This is a genomic window from Parabacteroides sp. AF19-14 (genome assembly GCF_003635485.1).
Classification (GTDB): Bacteria; Bacteroidota; Bacteroidia; order Bacteroidales; family Tannerellaceae; genus Parabacteroides; species Parabacteroides distasonis.
On sequence record NZ_QTMJ01000003.1, the window covers coordinates 344,458 to 365,302 of the forward strand.

Below are 20,845 nucleotides of genomic sequence, written 5' to 3' on the forward strand. Positions count from 1 at the left end.
TTGTTCATTGGCAAAAATACTGCACATAAAGGATTTGGATAATAGAGTATCTAGCTAAAAAAAATGGATTATCTTTGCGTTATTCAGTAACCATCTAAAAGTTTTGGTTTATGGCGAAAATAAAGCATGGTTTTTCCGGTCAGCGGTTGATTGTCTATCCTTTCTACATTATAGAACAAGCGTTGAACAACCCGTTGGTCGCGGACTTGGTCGTACACTCTATGGGGTATTTTCCGAAGGCGGAAAGCCATTATATTGATCGTGCGTCCGGTTGTGGAGAGTATCTTTTAATTTATTGCACCAAAGGAGAGGGTTGGTACGTGTTGGATGGAAAACGATATGTCGTACCCGAGAATCATTTTTTCATCCTCCCGGCAGAGAAGCCCCATCAATATGGTTCGAGCGAGCATGATCCTTGGTATATTTATTGGGCACATTTTAAAGGGAAAAAGGCGAAGTATATCAGCGATCAACTGCAAGGGGTGATCCCGATCGACATGGATGATAATTCCCGTATCGGCGACCGTATCGCCTTCTTCGATGAACTATTGAACGTGTTGGAGAGCGGGACGGATGAGGCTACGGTTAATTACGTCAATTTAAGTTTCAATCATTTGATCGCCTCTTTCCTCTATGTGAAGACGTATAGGGAGGCTAAATTCTCCAAAAGCAAGGCGGAGAATACGTTCTTTATTAGTTTGGCGACCCACTTCATGACGGAGAATCTGGAGAATAAATTGACATTAAAGGAATTGGCCTCTCATTTCGGCTATTCGGAATCTTATATGTACAGGCTTTTCTTCAAGGAAACCGGTTATGCTCCGATGAATTATTTCTTACATATGAAAATAGACCGGGCTTGCCAGCTATTATTACATACGAATATGAAGATCAATCAAGTCGCCTTGAAACTGGGCTTTGACGATCCCTACTATTTCAGCCGTATCTTTAAGAAGATAATAGGGACATCACCCAAGGATTACCGGCACTCGTTACCGAAGTGAGATATTTACGATGAACCTAAACGGGAATTTAGGGCTGCCCTAAACGAGGGCTTAGGGATACCCTAAACGGGAGCTTAGGGCTAGCGGTATTTATTCCGGTCGGCTTCCGTTATTTCCCGGATTACACGGCAGGGATTGCCGGCGGCTATAACATTGGCCGGAATATCTTTGGTTACGACGCTTCCTCCGGCGATTACCGTGTTATCGCCAATGGTCACCCCCGGAAGGATACAGGCTTGCGCACCGATCCATACGTTATCGCCGATAGTCACGGGAAAAGCGTATTCCAGACCTTCATTACGTTGCTTTACGTCAAAAGGGTGGCCGGCGGTATAGATGCCTACGTTCGGGGCGATGAATGCGTTATTGCCGATACGAACTTTCGCTCCATCCAAGATAACGAGATTCACGTTGGCGAAGAAATTATCCCCAATCTCGATATTATAGCCATAATCGCATTGGAAAGGGGATAGGATAACGGTGTTCTTCCCTTTCTTGCCTAGAAAAGAGGTTAGAATCCGATCTTTTTCTTCCTCTTGGTCGGGGGGCAATTGGTTGTATTTGAAAAGGACGCATTTCGCTCTTTTCATCTCATCTTGAAGCTCACTATCATGATTCGCGTTGTATAATAGACCTTCCGCCGCTTTCTCTTTTTCTGTCTTCATATGTTTCTTACTAAGATTTATAAAACGATGATTTGCGCGAAGATACTATTTTATTGGGAGGAGTTTATCCTCCGATTCGTATTTCCAAACCCATTTTTTCCCCCATCTCCTTAAAGGGGAACAGCTCTTCTTTGGCTAGCATTTGCTCGCAGGGATAAGGATAGGTGAGACCTAATTGCTCGTATTTATCTTTTCCCAATGTATGGTAGGGAAGCAGGTGTACGCATTTGATACGATTTTCTTTCGCCAGCATGAATATTTCCCGAAGCGTATTCTCATTGAAATTGAAACCGGGGATTACCGGTACACGGATCGTTACTTTATTAGCGCTCTTACTGGATATATACCGTAAATTCGTGAGGACCGTATCCAAGTTCGCTCCGGTTTCTTTCTGAAGTAAATCCTTGTCCGTATGTTTGATATCGAACAAGAACAAATCGATAAGCGGAAGCGCTTGCTTTATCTTATCAAGATTCACTTGCCCGCAAGTCTCTACGGAGGTATGCAGTTTCTCGTTCTTGCATTGGATCAGCAAATCCATCAATCCCTCGAATTGCGTGAAAGCTTCCCCTCCGGAAAACGTAACCCCTCCACCGGAATTCAGGTAATAATCCCGGTCACGTAAAAGGATTTCCATAACCTCGGATGAGGTAATTGATTCACCGACAAACTTAATAGCGTTCTGCGGGCATATACGCTCGCAAGCCTTGCACGCCACACAAGCCTGCCGATTAAATACCGGATAATGATCTTGGATAGAGATATTTCCCCGTGTACAAATCGCCTCGCAACGTCCGCATCCGATACATTTATTCTTGATATGGAGCAGATGCGGTTTCCTTTTCTGGGATTCCGGGTTGGAGCACCATGGACAATGTAGGGGACAACCTTGAAGGAAAACGACGGTCCGGATGCCCGGGCCGTCGTGAACGGCGAACCGTTCGATCTCCATGATTGATAACCTATTCTCGCTAACCTTATATTTATTCATCATATAATACCCTGCTTAAAAGTTCCTGTTGAATATTGGGAGATAAATCGACGAATACCGCGGAGAACCCGCTTACCCGGACGATTAGGTCCGGGTAATTTTCCGGGTGCTCTACCGCGTCTTCTAAAACTCCCTTATCTACTACAGTCACCATCAAATGGCAACCCCCTTTCGCAAAATAAGTCTTGAACAGGCTCTTGATGACAGCCCTGTTCTCGTTGAACATGGAAGGAGAAAACTTAATGTTTTGTACCGAGCCTCCATGATACTTGGCGTCGAACTTCGCCAAGGAATTCAGCATGGCCGTGGGGCCGCTTTTATTCGCTCCCCCTTGCGGATTATTGGCAGGATTCATATACATGCACGATAATCGCCCGTCGGGTGAGGCGGCGGTCCGGTTTCCCCATTCCGTGTTTAATTGATTATTGCTGATAACGATCAAGAAGTATTGCATACCGATGGCGATACCGCGATTGCGTACGCCTTTCGCTACGAACTCGTACAAATCGTTGGCCATCGTATCGGCAGTCTCAAGGTCGTTACCATATTTATCACAGTTTAGGCAATCTTTTCGTAAAGCCTCATAGCCGTTAAAATTAGCTAGCATGGCATCATTCAATTGCCGTAACGTATATTTTTTTTGATTGAATACCAGATCCCGGATTACCCACAGGGAATCGGAAGTATTGATATTGCCATACGTCTCGTTTGTCCCGCCTAGATAACGTACGCCTCCGTCCAAAAGCGCTTTTCCCCGTGCGATGCAATCATCGGTCAATAGGCTGGTAAACAAGAAACTTACGTGCTGGTTCATCACCTCATACGAATGGTATTGGGCTTTGACAGACAGATCCAGATAATAATCGAGTAAAGCCTTGTAACCGTCATAGAATTCCTCGAATGTCTGATACTCCTCTAATTTCTTTAGAGGTACCGGCCCGGATTTACGTTTACCGTCAATCGGGTCGATACCATCATTCATATAAATCGTAAGTAGTTTTAGTAAATTGATGCAGATGTTGGGCGTACCCGTACTTTGTCCTTGTATCACGAACTCGGTACACCCGAAAGGCACGTATTGTTCCGCTGCTTTCTCGTCTACACGCATTCCGTACATGACGGCCGGGACGTTTACGTCGTCATTGTAAAGGGTCGGGTAAGTAGCTCCCGCACCCAAAGCGTCCAACGCTTCGTCCCAGATTTCCTCGGAGGTATCTTTATCGAAACGCAAGGTGAATTGTGGCTCTACATACCTGCAATTTTTCGCTACTTTCATGGCGATATGCAGGAATACGTCGGCCTCTTTCGGATGTTTGCGTCCTTTACCGCCTACGATGATACGTCCGTTTACGGTTGTACGGCGATTTTCAATCATGGTCCAAAGCGAGTGGATATATCGGTATGCCTCTTCGTCGGTCAATCGCCCGGACTTGAGATCGGCTACTAAATAAGGGCCTAGATAATCATCCAGACGACCGTAGTTTATAACACCGGCCAACAAAGCGAATAACCAGAATAACTGCATCGCTTCATGGAACGTACCGGGTTTCTTCTCCTTGATGTTCTCTAGGGCTTGGCAGATACGCTCTAATTCTTTTTGCCTTTTCATGTTGGCTGAAGCCATTTGCTCTCTAGCGTCTTGCTGGAGATGAGAAGCACAATCTACAAAAATATCCAGACATTGGATGCCTGCTTTGTAAAAGTTATTATCGGGTTGCTCTTTGAGTTTCTCCTGTAAATCAGAGCGAAGGCCACCGATGCCCTTATCCAATAGTTTCGGGTAATCCAGCATCATTCCGGATAGACGTGCGGTAGCGATCATCGGGTATTCGCAGTCGATGAACATACCCAATGTATCCTCGGTGAGGACCTCCTTGTTGAATTGGGTCTTTAAATCGTGATCCAACCAATAATCATATAACGTATCCACCCGTTTTCGTTCAGTTTCATCCAGTTGTTGCTGGAAGGCACGGAGTTTCTTGAATACGCAATAATGCCCGACACCCCCTAAGGAAGTTACGCATCCGAACCCGATCGGTAGGAAATCCGTACGTCCGGCGATCAAGTCTTGATCCGTGATCTTGCGAAATAGCGTGGGGTATAAAACTTTCAGGCATTCCACTTCACGTATCTCTTTGGGTAGGGCGGCACAGGCTTTATGGACTGCCGTATACCGCTCCATGATATCCAGTTGTACGATCAGAGGTTTCTCGCAAGGTATTTTCTTGCTGATCTCTACGTTTTGCGCCCCTTCTACATTGAAATTTGCCATATGATTATTGTTGTTAATATTGTGTAGAGACGGGGCATGCCCTATCTCTACAAGCAGATGATTTTTTAATGTTTGCTTCTTTCGGCTTCCCGCCAGTTATTTTGGTAACCGGTTAGTAAGTCCGTAAAACGTTTCGTGATCAAGTGCGGACGGGTGATCGCGCTACCTACTACTACGGAATGAGCTCCGAGGAAGATACATTTCATGGCATCTTCCGGCGAGTAGATATGCCCCTCCATAATGACATAGGCTTTGTCTTTAAAGTCACGGCACATACGGGCGAATTCCCGTAAATCCGGTTGCTCGATATGCTTGGTTGCTTCCGTATATCCATATAAGGTAGGGCCAACGATATCGGCTCCCATTTCTACGGCACGTACAGCTTCCTCATAATTGGATACGTCGGCGAAGATGATCGCTTCCGGTATCTCTTTCTTGACGATTGGTAGCAATTCGTATGCAGGGCGGCCTTCATGGGTTATTTGGCTCGTACAGTCCAAGGCGATAATCTCGGCTCCGGCTTCCCATACGGCTTTAGCGGCCTCTAAGGTTGGGGTGATAAACACATCCGTGTCATCGTGCCAGATTTTCCAAAGCCCGATTACTGGTAAATCCACTTCTTTTTTAATCGCCTTGATCTGCTCTGGGTCGTTGGCACGGATACCCACGGCTCCTCCCCATTGGGCGGCTTTTGCCATTTTTACGACAAAGTCTACTGAAAAAGTCGGATCATCGTGTTGTACTTGACAGGATACGATCAGTCCTCCCTTGAATGAATCTAAAAGTTCTTTCTTATTTGTTTTCATATTTTTTTTCGTTACATCGTTTTCTCTAAAAGCGCGGCGCCGATTATTCCGGCGTCATTTCCTAATTCCGCACGGATGACTTGAGGGATACCTATTTCCTCGGCGGCGAAGGTACAAGTATGTAGTTTCTCGTTTAAAGGTTTCAACAGCAGGTCACCTGCATGTGCGATACCCCCCCCTAAGATGATTACTTGCGGACGGAAGATGGTTATGAACGTGGAGATTCCGGCGGCCAGTTTACTGATATAGTCATCGACGATCTGTTTAGCGAGGGAATCCCCTTGTTTAGCGGCCTCGAAAAGGATTTCTCCATTGACTTTATTTTCGTCTTCGCCGCAAAGTTTCCATATCAAGGTGTCCTTATTCTCTTGTAAGGCCTCTTTCATGATGCGGATTAATGCGGTAGATGAGCAATAAGCTTCCAAACAGCCTTTTTGCCCGCATGTGCAACGTTCGCCATTGTATACCAATTTGGTATGTCCAAGCTCTGCTCCCATATTATCGGCTCCGGAATAAATCCTCTTACCCATGATAATTCCGCCTCCGACTCCCGTTCCTAGCGTTAACATGATGGCATCGGTATATTGGCTGGCCGATCCGGCCAAGACCTCTCCATAGGTCGCGCAATTGGCGTCGTTGGCTATATAAGTAGGCAATGAGATATGCTTCTTTAAATAGTCGTAGATGGGGACATTCTTCCATCCGAAACAATTGGCATGTACCAAAAGGTTCGTCTTTGGATTTACGTAACTGGGCATGCCGATACCCCAAGAAGAGATGTCTTCCATTTGCAAGCCTGCTTTGAGAACCGCTTTTTTGCTGACTTCCGCCATGTCGGCGGTGATCTCCTCGATCGTGCGTCCGGCTTGTGTCGGTATACTCTCCTTTGCGATAATCTGGTGATTCTCATCTACTACGCCAGCGACCATATTAGTACCGCCAACGTCCAGACCGAGATAATACTTGGTGCTTTCCATCTTTGCTCTTTATTTTATGAGGTCAATAGAGTGAATTATTTGTTGGCAAAGATAGAGGAGTTACCCGCCCTAGACAATGTGAGGTTTAGCCTAAAATAATGGACTATTTTTGCATAAGTGCTCTTGTTGGTTAATGTGGCAATATAAAAAAGGACCGGACGATGGGTATCGAACGGTCCTTTCTTTAATCTTTATGTCGTATGCTGTTATTCTGCTTCTTTTTCAGCAGCTTCCTTTTCTGCCGGAGCATCTTCCGGGGTAAAGTCAGTGATGCCTGCGTTGATCAAGATGTTATACCAAGAGAGTAGTTTCTTGATGTCGCTCGGATAAACACGCTCACGATCATAGCTAGGCAATACCTCGGCAAAGTACGCACGCAATTGGTCCGTCGTGGCTTTAGAAGGTACCAAAGAGGCGGCTTTTCCCTCTTCTTTATTCTTTACGCTAGTCAATACCTCATGCAAAGGCACTTCTGTTTCATCCGTATAGATTGCGATATCGCCTAATGAGATTACTTTATCTTTTGCGTATGCGGGTACTCTCTTGTTATCAGTCAGCGATTCAACGATCAACATGTTTTTTCCATGGGAAACCAGTTTATACAGACCGGGTTTTCCCGAAATAGACAAAATAGTCTTCAACATAATGTTTTTTATTTTCTATTAGTGTTAAACTTCGAGGTGACAAAGGTAATAAGAAAAAGTGGAATTCTTCCGTCATGAGGACAGTTAACTTCGTTGGAGAAGTATCTTAGGTGCATCGACAAAGTATCTTAGGTTCGTTGACGAAGTATCTTAAGTTCATTGGATGATGAAGGTAAGATGCTGTAAAAGCCACTCGTCCCGCTATCGGTGATTATTGGGATTGAAGCCAACATAACAGTTTGCCTACTTGCGGTATAAGGGCCTGTCTGTTGTCATTATAGATAACGTAATCGGAGCGATCTTTCTTTTCCTCGTCCGACATTTGGCTGTTGATTCTGCGTTCGATTTCTTCTCTCGAGGCTGAGTCCCTCCCCAAGGCTCTTTCGATGCGGAGTTCTCTTGGGGCATAGACCATCAAGCTTATGTCTACCACTTTGTAGAAACCGGATTCGAATAATATGGCGGATTCGATGGCGCATAAAGGGGAAGTCTGTCTCTCTACCCAAGCCGAGAAATGACGGTTTACCTCAGGATGAATGATCTGGTTGACCTGTTGTAATTGTTCCGGATTATTAAAGATGTGGGAGGCTAGAAGTTTCTTGTTCAATCCCTCATTCGTATAAATCTCCGGACCGAAAAGGGCTGTTAATTTCTCACGGATAACTGGGGAGTTATTTGTCAGCCATTTACTTTCCTCGTCCGCTATGTATACGGGTACACCGGATAACGCTAATAAAGAGGCTACGACGGATTTGCCGCTCCCGATCCCTCCTGTAATACCTATTTTAATCATGCTTATTGTTGTGTTCCAAAATAAATTCTACCTTATCTGGCAATAAGGTTACCGTATGTACCCAGTCTGGTTTCTTGGTGAGTTTGACGGGTAGGGTACCAGATACGTTTTGCTCCAGATCCTCAAAAGGTATATGAATCGAGAACATATCTTCCGAAAGTCCTTTGAATCGGGACAAGGGCACACTGCAAGTCACTTTTACGACCGCCGGAAACATACGTACCGTATAATGTGGCGGTATATGACTGCAAGAGACAGGTATTTCCAACGTCTTCTCCGTGTACTCCTCTATCGGAATCGTGATAGATACGTTTTCCGGATCGAAGTTAACGCCGTCTACTTTGATTAGTTGTACGGTTCTCGTAATGTTTTTATTCGCTTTTTTAACTTCAGTGAAAGCCGTCTTGACCGAGGTCAACGTATCTAAGATCGCTGCGGTGGCATAAGCGTTGATCTTTTGGGGATTGATTTGGATATCCCCGGATAATTGAAAGCCGGCTTCCATATGAATATCACCATTAAAAACGACCTGTATTTCCTTATGGACCCGCTGACTGAAATCCATATCTATTTGTTGCGGATCAAAACTTTGTAATGCCGTAGTGGCTATCAATTGTTTTTGAATATCGTTCTCGATCTGCCTTTTACTTACTTGAACCGAACCATTTTTCTCCTTCGTATTCTTCATGTTCACTTCGATCGGAGCAAACGATCTTCCAAAAGTATAGTTGAGTAAAACGCTACCCTTGTCTTTTACCTTTGCGGTAATCGTTTCCACCTCAGGGGCATTAAACGCTATATCGGCAGGTACGTTCTTATACTTAACCGGAAAAACAAGTTCTATCTCATATTCCTGCTGCAAGCTTTGGAGTAGCCAGAAACCGAAAGCCAAAAGGGCGAAAAAGAAAAAGACCAAGACCTCTTTCCATCTGTCTCCGTGGAAAAAAGCCTTAGTCTTTGCTTGGATAGACTTGAAGGAATTTTGTATGTTCTCAAGTCGTGACATATTCTGTAGTTAGATTATTTCTGCTGCTGAGCGTCTTCCGCTGAAGCGAAAATAGAAGTTTTATCTACACGGATACGTACTCCATCCGCTACCTCGATTAGCATATAAGTATCACCGATCTCTTTGATCTTTCCATAGATACCTCCGGCGGTAATCACTTTATCGCCTGTTTTCAACGCCTCACGTGATTTCTGGATTTCTTTTTGTTTCTTTTGTTGCGGACGGATCATGAAGAAATAGAAGATAGCTACGATAACTACCATCATCAAAATACCGGACCACTGACTTCCTCCAGCTGGAGCTTGAAGTAAAATACTGAGTAAGTTCATACTATAATAATCGTTTTACAAGTTAATATCAATAATGATATGCACAAATGTAATGATAATAATTAATCTTTGAGCAATAACTTCTCTTTTTTTAATTCGTTGACTATTGAATCCAGAATTCCGTTAATGAATGTTCCGCTTTTAGGTGTACTATAATACTTTGCGGCATCGATATATTCATTTAAGGTAACGTTGATGGGAATGGTCGGGAACGATAAAATCTCGGCTAAGGCGACTTGCATGATGATCAAGTCCATATTGGCGATACGTTCGGTTTCCCAATTCTTCATATGTTTGTCGATGCGTTCACGATATTCCTTACCTTTCAACAAACTTTGACGGAATAACTTGATTGCGAAAGCCTTGTCTTCCAAATCCTTGAACATTGGCAATAAGGCTTGTTTACTACCTTTCTTCTCCTCGAATTTCTTGATAGTCTTCAAGGCGAAAGTCTCTACGATCTCAATATCGTCGTTCCAGTAGATGCTTTTGTCTTCCAGATATTCCTCTATCATCTCGTTCCCACAGATTACTTTCTTGAAGATCTGGCGCCAGAACTCACGATCCGTCTCGTACGAGTCTTCTTCGTTTTTCAAGTATTCGGCGTAAATTTCAGAGCTTAAGATCGTATCCAATACGTTTTTAACAAACTCCTCGTCGTTACTCCATGAGAGACCTTGCTCGTCCACATACTTTTTCAACGTATCGTTTTCCGCTAATTGAGCGACAAAACGATTGTCTACGAAGCGTGTATTCGGGTTTAACTCCTCATCGGTAGGCATGTATTTGCACTTCCGGGTGTCAAGGATCCTTCTTTGCAGGTTGGTAACTTCGATAATTAGGAGTAAGAAATAATAATATAAGTCATATGACTTCTGAAGGCTGAAAAGCAATTCGTTTTCCGCAACTTTGAGGTCACCGTTTCCGTTTTGATAGTAAGAGTATACTATCTGTAAAACTTTAATGCGGATTAAAATTCTGTTGATCATCGTTTGAAGGAACTTCTTATTATAAATTAGGCTGCAAAGGTAGTCGTTTTTTCCATAAAAGAATCTGGATTTACTTAATTTTATATGTGTTAGATGATATTTTACAAATTTAGCCTCAATGGGCGTTTTTTCGATCGTTAAAATAGTTGCTAATTAAAAAAAAATGCACATATTTGAAGCAAGTTATATAAAGTGGGTGGTTTTTTAACGAATGTTAGCTGTCATGGAAGAATCAAGGAATAAAAAACATGTTGAAGGTGGCGACAGGGAGATTCTATACTCTAAAGCCATTAAAGCGGGAAAACGGATTTATTATCTGGATGTGAAGAGGAATTTGAAAGATGACCTATTCGTTGCCGTTACGGAAAGTAAGAAAATTCAATCAAAGGATGGTTTGCAAATCTCATTTGAGAAGCATAAGATTTTCCTTTATAAGGAGGACTTTGAGAAGTTCATGGAGGGAATGCAAGATGTAATCAGTTATATCAAGAACTCAAATCTGAAGAAATCCGCGGAAGACGTGGTGGAACCTGAAGAGGAGGAAACGATTCATGGCGATTCCCCGGAGGAGGATATGGCTTCCGGTGCTATAAAGTTGGATATTGAGTTTTAATGTAACACGAAGAGAAAAAGATAACGGGCTGTTTTACTCATGGAGAGAAACAGCCCGTTATGTGTTAGGAGCTTTCCGCAAAGGAAAATCCTATTCTTTGCTGCGAATTATTCAGCCGGGTGGATAGCCTCTGTAGGACATGCGTCAGCGCAAGTTCCACAATCTGTACACATTTCAGGGTTGATGCTGTATTTATCACCTTCTGAAATTGCTCCTACCGGACACTCATCAATACAAGTTCCGCATGCAATACAATCATCGCTAATTACGTAAGCCATTTTTTTAAACGTTTAAATTGATAACTATTAGTAGGTGCAAAAATATAGCTTTCTTTCTATTTAAAAAATATCTACTGGCTTATTTTCTTCAAAAATCTTCTTTTTTGCAATATCTTTGTCGGGTTTTCGTTATTAAACAAAATAGGTTGAGATTTGAGACGATTATTACTTATATTATATGTGGTAAGCTTGGCTACCATGGGAGCCATGGCTCAAAAGGAAAGGGTGAGGAATCAGCCGTACGCTGATTTGAAATGGCTTCATCTGGGGTTTCATGTGGGTATTCACTCGCAGGATTTGTTATTGACCCATACCGGTGTCATGACCAATGGAGAGACTTGGTTCGCGGAGATTCCTTCTTACTCACCCGGCTTTAGTGTCGGGGTGATCGGAGATATGTATATGAATCCTTATTTCAATTTACGCTTCACGCCTTCTATCCATTTCGGAGATAAGAAATTTAAGTTTCGGGAACAGGCTACGGGAGAGGAATTCATCACGAACGTTCGTTCCAGTTATCTGAATTTCCCCTTAGACGTTAAATATACGGCTTTACGCTTGAATAATTACCGTCCTTATTTGATCGGCGGTATCTATGGCTCCGTGGATATAGGCCGTAAGAAAGGTAATCCGATTCTATTGAAAAGCACGGACTTCGGATTTGAGTTTGGCTTGGGATGTGATATCTATCTACCCTACTTTAAGTTATGCCCAGAGTTGAAATTCTGTTTCGGATTGGTTAACCTATTGGAGAAAGATCGTCCGGACTTGGTAGATCAAGCAAATATCAAATATACGGATGCCTTATCGAAAGCTACATCCCGTATGGTGATCCTGACATTTAATTTCGAATAAATAACTCGATATAGATATAAGCGGCCGGAATAGCCATCATTACGCTATCGAAGCGATCCAGCATGCCTCCATGTCCGGGTAATACATGCCCGGAATCTTTCACGCCTAACGTACGTTTCATCAAAGATTCGATCAAGTCGCCCCAAGTCCCGAATACTACGATTGTGCCGGCTAATCCAAGCCATGTGTACCAGTTCGTGGCCGGCATGAACCAAGCGAATATTTGGGAGGTTATTAATACGAATGCCAACCCTCCGTAAAAACCTTCCCAGGACTTCTTGGGAGAGATACGTTCGAACAATCTTCTTTTTCCAAGCATAGATCCCACTAGATAAGCTCCCGTATCATTTACCCATACGAAAACGAAAATAGCCAAGGCAAAATAGGGGATATGTACGATCTCGCCCGGCGTATTAGGTACCGATGTAATAAAGTTTAGCAGAGAGAAAGAGCCTGCGCAATAGATTTGACCGAATAAGGTCAATGCCCAGTTATTGATTGGATTACTGGCTTTATCGTAAAGCTCGGTGATCATGGTATACATTAAGAATAAAAGATAGGGGAGAAATATATTGCCTCCAACCAAGCCATTGGCGTAACCGAATGTGGCGGCGAAGAGGTAGGCTCCCCCCAAGGAACTGACAAATCGTTTGATGGCGGCATTCTCATAATGTTTGACCAATCCGTAGAACTCCCATAGAGAAAGTCCGGTAATGAGTCCAAATACCGTAAGAAAATAATAGGAGTGGAAATAGATCGCACCGACTAATACCGCGACGAAAATGATGCCAGTCAATGCACGTGTAATCAGATTTTTCAAAACAATAGTGTTTTTGCTTGTTTGTAATTTTGGCTGCAAATATAACTAATAAATTGATAATACAGCAATAAGGAAGGCTGGATAGTAACTTTTGATCAAAGATACACCCCAGCCTTACTTGTTATGAATGTCTTGACTTTGGTCAAGCTATTTTCCCTGTCTTGTTTTCTTCGGTAGGAGTATCGGTTACGTTTTCCGTTGTTGCGTCCGCTTCCGCCTCCTTATCCGCATTCTCCTTGTTCTTTCCGTTAGCCTTTTCCTGCAACTCCAGAATCTCTTGGGAACGGGAGATCCAGGCGCGTTTCCCGAAGATATGCTCTACATCTTCCGAGTAGATTACCTCACGATCCAATAATACCTGCGCAAGTTTACTATGTCCTTCCTTATTCTCGGATAATATCCGTTTTGCCCTGTCGTATTGCTCATTGATGATCTTCTGTACTTCCGTATCGATCAATTTCGCGGTCTCCTCACTATAAGGCTTGGTGAATCCCCAATCCTGTCCGGTGGAGTCGTAATAGTTCAAGTTTGGAAGTTTATCGCTCATACCGAAGTAAACGACCATCGCATATGCTTGTTTCGTGACACGTTCCAAATCGTTGGATGCGCCTGTGGATATTTTTCCCAAAACTAATTCCTCTGCGGCACGTCCTCCTAAAGTAGCGCACATCTCATCCTGCAATTGCTCGCGGGTGGTGATCTGTCTCTCTTCCGGCAAATACCATGCCGCACCTAATGCCTTACCACGGGGAACGATTGTCACCTTAACCAGCGGATTGGCATGTTCCAACAACCAACTTAACGTAGCGTGACCGGCCTCATGGTTCGCGATACATTTCCGTTCTTCCTCCGTCGTGATCTTCGAACGTTTTTCCAGACCGCCGACAATGCGGTCTACCGCATTCATGAAGTCTTCTTTCTGTACGAATTTCTTTCCGTTACGGGCGGCGATCAAAGCGGCCTCATTACAAACATTAGCGATATCAGCACCCGAGAAGCCCGGAGTCTGCCTTGCTAGGAACTCAGCGTCTACGCTTTCATCTATCTTGATCGGACGCAAATGCACCCCGAATATCTCTTTACGTTCATTCAAATCCGGTAATTCAACATGGATTTGTCGGTCAAAACGTCCGGCACGCAACAACGCTTTATCCAAAATGTCCGCACGGTTTGTAGCGGCTAAGATAATAACACCACTGTTAGAGCCGAAACCATCCATTTCGGTCAACAACTGGTTCAACGTGTTCTCACGCTCATCGTTGCTATTCATATTCGCGTTCTTCCCACGGGCACGGCCTACCGCATCGATCTCATCGATAAAGACGATACAAGGAGATTTTTCCTTCGCTTGGCGGAATAAGTCACGCACACGGGAGGCGCCTACACCGACAAACATCTCCACGAAATCAGAACCAGACAAGGAGAAAAACGGCACATTAGCTTCTCCGGCAACAGCCTTCGCCAATAATGTCTTACCGGTTCCCGGAGGGCCTACCAACAATGCACCCTTGGGTATCTTACCTCCTAATTCAGTATATTTTTCCGGATTCTTCAAGAAAGAGACGATTTCCTCTACCTCTTGTTTCGCTTCCGCCAATCCGGCGACATCCTTGAATGTCACCTTACGGTCATTATCTTTATCAAAAAGCTGAGCTTTTGCCTTACCAACGCTGAACACGCCACCCGGACCTGCGCCGGTACCACCGGACATACGTCTCATCAAGAACATCCATACACCGATCAATAAGATAATCGGGCCGAATGAAACCAAGAAATTCCAGATAGCGTCATCGCCTTCCTCGAACCGGACTTGTGTATCGATATGACTATCGGCTACCGCTTTGTCATAGAAATCGGAAAACTTGTCGGCCGACGGGATCTTTACGTATACTTTCGGAGAAACCCCGATTTTAGAAACGTCCATATTCCCAAAGACCTGTTCAGTCTTTCCATTTTTCACTGTAGCCTCCACCAAATTCTTCTTGTTGTAGACTGTCATTTTATCGAATACGTTTTCCTGCGCTAGTTTCTGGAACTCTGTCCAGCCTAGCTCTTTCGTTCCCGAAGAATCATTTGTCATGTATAGGGCAACAAGCATGATGAAGATCAACCCGTACATCCAATACAAATTAAAGCGGAACATCTTAGGTTTCCCGCCCTTCGGTGTTTTATTAAATATATCGTTTTTATTTTCCATAAGAGATTATCATCAAATATTTAGGCCGGCTTAATCAATGTTAGGTACTTGTATAACCTTCGAGTCTGCCCAAAGGTTCTCTAAGTTATAAAATGCACGTTGTTCCGGCAGGAATATATGTACAAGAACCGTGCCATAATCCATGCCGATCCATTGAGCGCCCTGTGTACCGTCAATGGATAATGGTTTCTCGTTCGCATTCTTGCGTGCGAAATCCCATACGGAATCAGATAACGCTGAAACTTGGGTAGGAGTGTTTCCCTCACAAATAACCATATATTGACAAATGGCACCAGAAGTCTGGCTTAAATCTACTGTTACAATATTTTTGCCCCTTTTTTCTTGAAGGCCTTCAACAATCGTTTTTACTAATTCTTTTGTTTGATCCATTTATTTCTATTGATATAATTTTCCAAGTCGCAAATATACTTCTTAATTCGTTACATACGTCTTTTTCTTTCATTAATATATGTGTAATACCTTGTTTGAGACTATCTCCTCGATCGTTATAAGCTTTTAAAAAAACACGTACGTCTTTTTGAGAAAACATGTACGTGTTTTATCCGAAAGACGTACGTGTTTTTTCTGGACATTTTTTTCGAAGGTTTATTTGCAAATTTTGAAAAAGTATATACCTTTGCACTCGCTAACAAGAGAGTTGGTGACTTACTTTAATATTGTTCTATGGTGTAATGGTAGCACAACAGATTCTGGTCCTGTTTGTCCAAGTTCGAATCTTGGTAGAACAACTTTTAAAAGTTAACTTGACAATTTTGTTATAGATTGTTCTATGGTGTAATGGTAGCACAACAGATTCTGGTCCTGTTTGTCCAAGTTCGAATCTTGGTAGAACAACAAGAAAGCCTCGTTATTCAATAAGAGTAGCGAGGCTTTTTTATTTCTAGTTTTATTTACTTATTTATAGCGGAGCCATTTTATCATTTCCTTGATGCTAGGCTTCTTACCGTACATCAAGATACCTACCCGGTATATCTTGGCGGAAAGCCACGTGAAGCCGATCGAACAGATATAAAGCAATCCGACGGAGAGTACGATTTGCCATAAAGGAACCTCGAAAGGCATACGCACCATCATCACGATCGGAGAGGTGAATGGGATCATGGAGCACCAGAAGGCTAAAGGCCCGTCGGGATTTTCCATACTGTAGATTCCCGCATAAAGAGCGAAAACCAAGAGGAGCGTTACCGGTAGCATGAATTGTTGTGTATCTTCTTGGCTGTCCACGGCGGAACCGATAGCGGCGAACAGTGAGGAATATAATAAATACCCTCCTATAAAGTAAACGACGAATAAAATACCTATTTCGGCGAAATTAATCGTCCCTAGCATCTCTATCCATTCATTACTTGGTTGTTGGGTGCTCATCATGGCTATATTGGGATTCGCATTAAGTGCCATCCCGGATTGTAACATCTCGTTATCGATACCTCCTCCTACTAAAAAAGAGCCTCCGGTAATCAGGATGAGTGTCATGATAGCCCATAAGAATACCTGTGTAAGTCCCACGAAACCTATTCCGATAATTTTTCCCATCATCAAGTCGAAAGGTTTGACGGACGAGATCATGATCTCGATGATCCGGTTCGTCTTTTCTTCCATAACCCCTTGCATGACCATTGCTCCATAGATCATGATGAACATATAGATAAGCATGGTGAAAATAACACCGGTTATGGAGGCTACTACGGATGAGGATTGCTTTTCGCTTCCGTCATCCCCCCATTTGATGGTCTGTATATTGAAATTGATTTTGCTTTCTTTTATGATTTCTTTCAAATTCGGGATATTGAACGTTGCCAGTTTGTCACTTTCAATCTGCTTCTTTAGTGTCATATTGACGAGTCGGCTCAATTCTCCCGGGATTTGTTTCTTGGAATATAAAGTAGCGGCTTTTGGATTTTCCAGTAAATCCTCCGTGATCGTAAGGAACGCGAATATTTCCTTATCAGGGATTTGTTTGTAGGTATCCATACTCTGGTCACTATGGATGAAACGATAAGTCTCCGTATCCTCGAATAGCGGGGCGTATTTACCCGTGGAGTCGAGGATCGCTATGGTATGTACCTCGTCGCCTTTGATCGATGAAAGCCAAAGAGGGACGAATACGAGCGCCGCAAATAGAAACGGTGTGAGGAACGTGAGCAGGATAAATGACTTTTTACTTACTCTCCGGAGATATTCCCGTTTGATGATTAATCCAATTTTGCTCATACCTTTGATGTGTTTGTACCGGAAACGGTGTTGATAAAAATGTCATTCATAGAAGGGATCTCCTCCGTGAAGGAAAGAATCTCATATTGGGACGCCAGCCGGGTAAGCCAATCGGAGTTACTGATATTTTCTTCCTTGCGTATCCTTAACTCCTCAATACCTCCAGTCTCCTTGCGTACATTTAATATATAGGTATTACTCTTAAACCGTTCCCGTACCTCCTTGACATTGCCGGACAGGACGACCTCAGAGCGATTGATTAAAGCAATCTCGTCACAAATCTCCTCAACGGAGGACATGTTGTGAGTTGAGAATATAATGGTATGTCCGGCCGCCTTCAATTCCAATATCTCTTGTTTAAGGCGATCGGCGTTGACCGGATCGAATCCGCTAAATGGCTCGTCAAAGATCAATAGCTCGGGTTCGTGTATCACGGTAATGATGAACTGTACTTTCTGCTGCATACCTTTCGACAGCTCTTCCAGTTTGCGATTCCACCAAGGCATGATGTCAAATTTCTCGAACCAACGGGTCAAACGACTGCGTGCCTCTGGGTAGGAGAGACCTTTCAATTGTGCCAGATAGATCGCCTGCTCCCCGACTTTCATCTTTTTATACAACCCTCTCTCTTCCGGCAAGTAACCGATCTGGTAGATGTCTTCCGGGCTGGATTCATGGCCGTTGAAGCGAACGATTCCGCTATCCGGTGCCGTAATCCGGTTGATGATCCGGATCAAGGTCGTTTTGCCCGCTCCGTTAGGCCCCAGTAATCCAAAGATTGTTCCTTGAGTAACTTGGATACTTACCTTGTTCAGCGCCAGATGCCCGGCGTACTGTTTTACCACGTTTTCTGTCTCAAGGAAATTCATAGATGTTTTTTTATTACATTTTTAATACGATACGCTCACCCAGCTCTTTGCAGAGCACGTTCTTGATCTCGTTGAGGTGGGCGTTCTGTTTCATTAAATCAAAGATCAGCTCCATGTCTCCCTTGTTTTGAGCCTCTTTGATTTTCGCTTGAATATCCTTTATCTTATGGAGGATATAGGCATCTTTCATAGAATAGATTTCCCGGGGTACCAAGTAATCCAATTTATCTTCTTCTTGCTCCAGTTCCCTGAACTTCGTATGATATTTACTAAGCTGGTACTTATCGCTGATAAGGTTGGCGGCAAGCCGGCTGATGTTCGGGTCCGGATGGGCAAGGAAATAACGACTGGCCATAAATCCCTCGTTTTGACAATGTTCAGCAGCTTCATCCAGCATTTGCTTGAAGGCTGGCGTATAAAACGTAAGGTCATCACGTTCCAGATCGAAACGGATATAATCGGCGACCCTCATGATGACATGCTCGTTGGTCTCCTCATCTACGTAGTCATAAAGGACACGTTCGCCATATCGTACGATATAGCGCAGAAGAGCCAACTCATAAGCCTCAAAAGGAGAACGTTTCGGTTGGACCTGTATGTTGGGAGCCGTCGGAACCTCGTATGGAGGAGTAGGAGGCGGACCCGCTTCCTCTTCCGGAATATAGTCCTCGGGCGGTGGAGGCGGAATATTTTCCGGAGGAAGGGTATTCGCCTCTTCCGGTGTATACGGTTGGTAGCCGGGGAAATCCGGATACTCCGGAATCGTATTGACGGGAGATTGAACGGGCGGTGTATTCCTTACGGATTTAGCCGTTTGGTTCTCTTCCTTGTTGAGACGGATCTTATTGACCTCGTTGAGTAAGACTTGCTCGTCTATCTCCATGGTCGTACTACATTCTCGGATATACACGGAGCGAGCGATATTATCAGGTATGATCGCTACCGTACGGATAATATCCGAGATCAGGGCGGAACGTTTGATCGGATCGCCATCCGCTTCCGCCAATAGTAACTTTGTCTTGAAACGGATGAAATCCGTCTCGTTCTGGCTGATAAACTCGGCGAACTCGCTTGCGCTATGGCTGCGGGCAAACGAGTCCGGATCTTCTCCCGCCGGAAGAAGTACGACCTTAACGTTCATCCCTTCTTCCAATAACATATCGATACCCCGGAGAGCCGCTTTGATTCCGGCGGCGTCTCCATCGTATAATACCGTGATATTATTCGTGAAACGATGTATGAGCCGGATTTGCCCTTGTGTGAGTGCCGTACCCGAGGAGGCAACCACGTTTTCTACGCCCACTTGGTGCATACCGATCACGTCCATATATCCTTCCACCAAGAAACAGCGATCCTGTTTCATGATTGCTTGCTTGGCGAAATAGATGCCGTAAAGCTCGTTACTCTTATGATAAATCTCGCTTTCGGGAGAGTTTACGTACTTTGCGGTCTTCTCGTCCTTCTTCAATACACGTCCGCCGAATGCCACGACCTTTCCGCTTAATGTATGGACGGGAAAGATAACACGTCCCCGAAAACGATCGTTCACGTTTCCGTTATCATAAGCGATAACTAACCCGGTTTTCTCGAGGAATTCCTTTTTATAACCTGCTTTTATAGCGGTTTTGTATAAAGCATCCCGCTGGTCCAAGCTATACCCAAGTTGGAATTTACGGATGATATCTTCCCTCAATCCTCGCTCGGCGAAGTAGCGCATACCTACGCTTTTCCCTTCAACATGCTCATGTAATAAAGTAGAAAAGTATTGTCCCGCCCAACTATTGACGATAAGCATACTTTCCCGGTCGCTACGGATTTGTTTCTCTTTCTCGGTAAGTTCCCGTTCCTGTATCTCTATATTGTATTTTTTCGCCAGAAAGCGTAAAGCGTCGAAATAGCTGAGTTGCTCATGCTTCATGATGAAGTGAACGGCGGTTCCACCTTCTCCGCAAGCGAAACACTTACAGATATTCTTTGAGGGGGATACGTAAAAAGACGGTGATTTGTCCGAATGAAATGGGCATAATCCTACATAGTTGATCCCTCGTTTCCGAAGAGTCACGAATTCAGAGACAACATCCACGATGTTCGCCGCGTCCAATATCCGGTCTATGGTAGGTTGATCGATCATTTTAAATTACTCCTTTTTTAGCGAACACAAATGTAGTGAAAAATAACCAAACACAAACAAGGCTTGATGTTTGCTTGTGTTTGGTTATTTTTTGCTATATTTGCGGCGTGAAACGAATGCTACTCGCTAAGTACGCCTTCCAACTTATAAGACTATATTTTGTAACTGATTGGATATTAATAGAATATGCATCCTTTCAGGACTAGAAGAATTATCCATCATCCTGTGGAACATCCTTTGACAGACAATTGGTTCGTATTGCGAGACCTGACCCGTCCCAATGCTAAACGCCCGGCCTATAGGTTGCTAGAGGAAAAGGGCATAGAGGTTTTCACGGCTCACCCGATAAATCAGGGGGAAAATTCTTTAATTCT

At 43.8% G+C, this 20,845-nt stretch carries 20 protein-coding genes and 2 tRNA genes; 5 read left to right on the forward strand and 17 right to left on the reverse strand.

Going from position 1 to position 20,845, the window contains the following annotated elements:
* Positions 1-110: 110 nt before the first annotated feature.
* A complete protein-coding gene (locus DWX33_RS04845) occupies positions 111-1,004 on the forward strand; it encodes an AraC family transcriptional regulator (protein ID WP_122379932.1) in 894 nt (297 codons plus the stop codon).
* Positions 1,005-1,084: 80 nt separating this feature from the next.
* Here DWX33_RS04845 and DWX33_RS04850 read toward each other — a convergent pair whose 3' ends face one another.
* The 10 genes from DWX33_RS04850 to nusB form a co-directional block, all read right to left on the reverse strand.
* Positions 1,085-1,669 carry a sugar O-acetyltransferase gene (locus tag DWX33_RS04850; RefSeq protein WP_057317191.1) on the reverse strand — a complete coding sequence of 195 codons (585 nt, stop codon included), beginning with the start codon at positions 1,667-1,669 and terminating at the stop codon, positions 1,085-1,087.
* Positions 1,670-1,733: 64 nt separating this feature from the next.
* The gene (locus tag DWX33_RS04855) at positions 1,734-2,663 is read right to left on the reverse strand and encodes a glycyl-radical enzyme activating protein (protein ID WP_057317192.1); all 930 of its coding nucleotides are present in this window, start codon (positions 2,661-2,663) and stop codon (positions 1,734-1,736) included.
* Positions 2,653-4,932 carry a pyruvate formate lyase family protein gene (locus DWX33_RS04860; protein ID WP_122379933.1) on the reverse strand — a complete coding sequence of 760 codons (2,280 nt, stop codon included), beginning with the start codon at positions 4,930-4,932 and terminating at the stop codon, positions 2,653-2,655. Before DWX33_RS04860 ends, DWX33_RS04855 begins: the two co-directional genes overlap by 11 nt.
* A gap of 65 nt (positions 4,933-4,997) precedes the next feature.
* Entirely contained in the window at positions 4,998-5,738 is a 741-nt protein-coding gene (locus DWX33_RS04865) for an N-acetylmannosamine-6-phosphate 2-epimerase (protein WP_005854869.1), read from the reverse strand.
* Between the two features lie 11 nt (positions 5,739-5,749).
* Entirely contained in the window at positions 5,750-6,715 is a 966-nt protein-coding gene (locus DWX33_RS04870; protein WP_005854871.1) for an ROK family protein, read from the reverse strand.
* A 206-nt stretch (positions 6,716-6,921) separates the two neighbouring features.
* A complete protein-coding gene (locus DWX33_RS04875) occupies positions 6,922-7,359 on the reverse strand; it encodes a DUF5606 domain-containing protein (protein ID WP_005854873.1) in 438 nt (145 codons plus the stop codon).
* 211 nt (positions 7,360-7,570) lie between these two features.
* Positions 7,571-8,152, reverse strand: coding sequence for a dephospho-CoA kinase (coaE, locus tag DWX33_RS04880; protein WP_009018231.1), 582 nt, complete (start codon positions 8,150-8,152; stop codon positions 7,571-7,573).
* On the reverse strand, positions 8,145-9,158 hold the full coding sequence (locus DWX33_RS04885; protein ID WP_122379934.1) for a YbbR-like domain-containing protein: 1,014 nt from the start codon (positions 9,156-9,158) through the stop codon (positions 8,145-8,147). The genes coaE and DWX33_RS04885 overlap by 8 nt, the downstream gene beginning before the upstream one ends.
* 14 nt (positions 9,159-9,172) lie before the next feature.
* A complete protein-coding gene (gene yajC, locus DWX33_RS04890; protein ID WP_005864940.1) occupies positions 9,173-9,487 on the reverse strand; it encodes a preprotein translocase subunit YajC in 315 nt (104 codons plus the stop codon).
* A 62-nt stretch (positions 9,488-9,549) separates the two neighbouring features.
* Positions 9,550-10,476, reverse strand: a complete 927-nt coding sequence (gene nusB, locus DWX33_RS04895) for a transcription antitermination factor NusB (RefSeq protein ID WP_005864942.1) — start codon at positions 10,474-10,476, stop codon at positions 9,550-9,552.
* Between the two features lie 223 nt (positions 10,477-10,699).
* On the opposite strand from nusB, the gene DWX33_RS04900 reads away from it, so the two are divergent.
* Positions 10,700-11,089, forward strand: coding sequence for a DUF3276 family protein (locus tag DWX33_RS04900; protein ID WP_005864945.1), 390 nt, complete (start codon positions 10,700-10,702; stop codon positions 11,087-11,089).
* A 107-nt stretch (positions 11,090-11,196) separates the two neighbouring features.
* Here DWX33_RS04900 and DWX33_RS04905 read toward each other — a convergent pair whose 3' ends face one another.
* Complete coding sequence (locus DWX33_RS04905; RefSeq protein WP_005854886.1) at positions 11,197-11,367, reverse strand: DUF362 domain-containing protein; 171 nt, start codon at positions 11,365-11,367, stop codon at positions 11,197-11,199.
* 153 nt (positions 11,368-11,520) lie between these two features.
* Here DWX33_RS04905 and DWX33_RS04910 point away from each other — a divergent pair, with 153 nt between their 5' ends.
* Positions 11,521-12,222 carry a porin family protein gene (locus tag DWX33_RS04910; protein ID WP_008778155.1) on the forward strand — a complete coding sequence of 234 codons (702 nt, stop codon included), beginning with the start codon at positions 11,521-11,523 and terminating at the stop codon, positions 12,220-12,222.
* On the opposite strand, the gene DWX33_RS04915 is transcribed toward DWX33_RS04910, so the two are convergent.
* The 3 genes from DWX33_RS04915 to rsfS form a co-directional block, all read right to left on the reverse strand.
* Positions 12,209-13,042, reverse strand: a complete 834-nt coding sequence (locus DWX33_RS04915; RefSeq protein WP_005854890.1) for a phosphatidate cytidylyltransferase — start codon at positions 13,040-13,042, stop codon at positions 12,209-12,211. The two genes, DWX33_RS04910 and DWX33_RS04915, sit on opposite strands and share 14 nt — an antisense overlap.
* A gap of 142 nt (positions 13,043-13,184) precedes the next feature.
* The gene (ftsH, locus tag DWX33_RS04920; protein ID WP_005864950.1) at positions 13,185-15,239 is read right to left on the reverse strand and encodes an ATP-dependent zinc metalloprotease FtsH; all 2,055 of its coding nucleotides are present in this window, start codon (positions 15,237-15,239) and stop codon (positions 13,185-13,187) included.
* 30 nt (positions 15,240-15,269) lie between these two features.
* On the reverse strand, positions 15,270-15,629 hold the full coding sequence (gene rsfS, locus DWX33_RS04925; protein ID WP_005854895.1) for a ribosome silencing factor: 360 nt from the start codon (positions 15,627-15,629) through the stop codon (positions 15,270-15,272).
* A 288-nt stretch (positions 15,630-15,917) separates the two neighbouring features.
* Between rsfS and DWX33_RS04930 the strand changes: the two genes are divergently transcribed.
* Both DWX33_RS04930 and DWX33_RS04935 read left to right on the forward strand, forming a co-directional pair.
* A tRNA-Gln gene (locus DWX33_RS04930) sits at positions 15,918-15,988 on the forward strand.
* A gap of 35 nt (positions 15,989-16,023) precedes the next feature.
* Positions 16,024-16,094, forward strand: a tRNA-Gln gene (locus DWX33_RS04935).
* Between the two features lie 60 nt (positions 16,095-16,154).
* On the opposite strand, the gene DWX33_RS04940 is transcribed toward DWX33_RS04935, so the two are convergent.
* The 3 genes from DWX33_RS04940 to dnaG are packed head-to-tail and all read right to left on the reverse strand — an operon-like array spanning position 16,155 to position 20,471.
* Positions 16,155-17,471 (reverse strand): ABC transporter permease, encoded by a 1,317-nt coding sequence (locus DWX33_RS04940; protein ID WP_122379935.1) that lies wholly within the window; start codon positions 17,469-17,471, stop codon positions 16,155-16,157.
* A complete protein-coding gene (locus tag DWX33_RS04945; RefSeq protein ID WP_122379936.1) occupies positions 17,468-18,340 on the reverse strand; it encodes an ABC transporter ATP-binding protein in 873 nt (290 codons plus the stop codon). Before DWX33_RS04945 ends, DWX33_RS04940 begins: the two co-directional genes overlap by 4 nt.
* Positions 18,341-18,353: 13 nt before the next feature.
* Entirely contained in the window at positions 18,354-20,471 is a 2,118-nt protein-coding gene (dnaG, locus tag DWX33_RS04950) for a DNA primase (RefSeq protein WP_122379937.1), read from the reverse strand.
* Between the last annotated feature and the right edge of the window lie 374 nt (positions 20,472-20,845).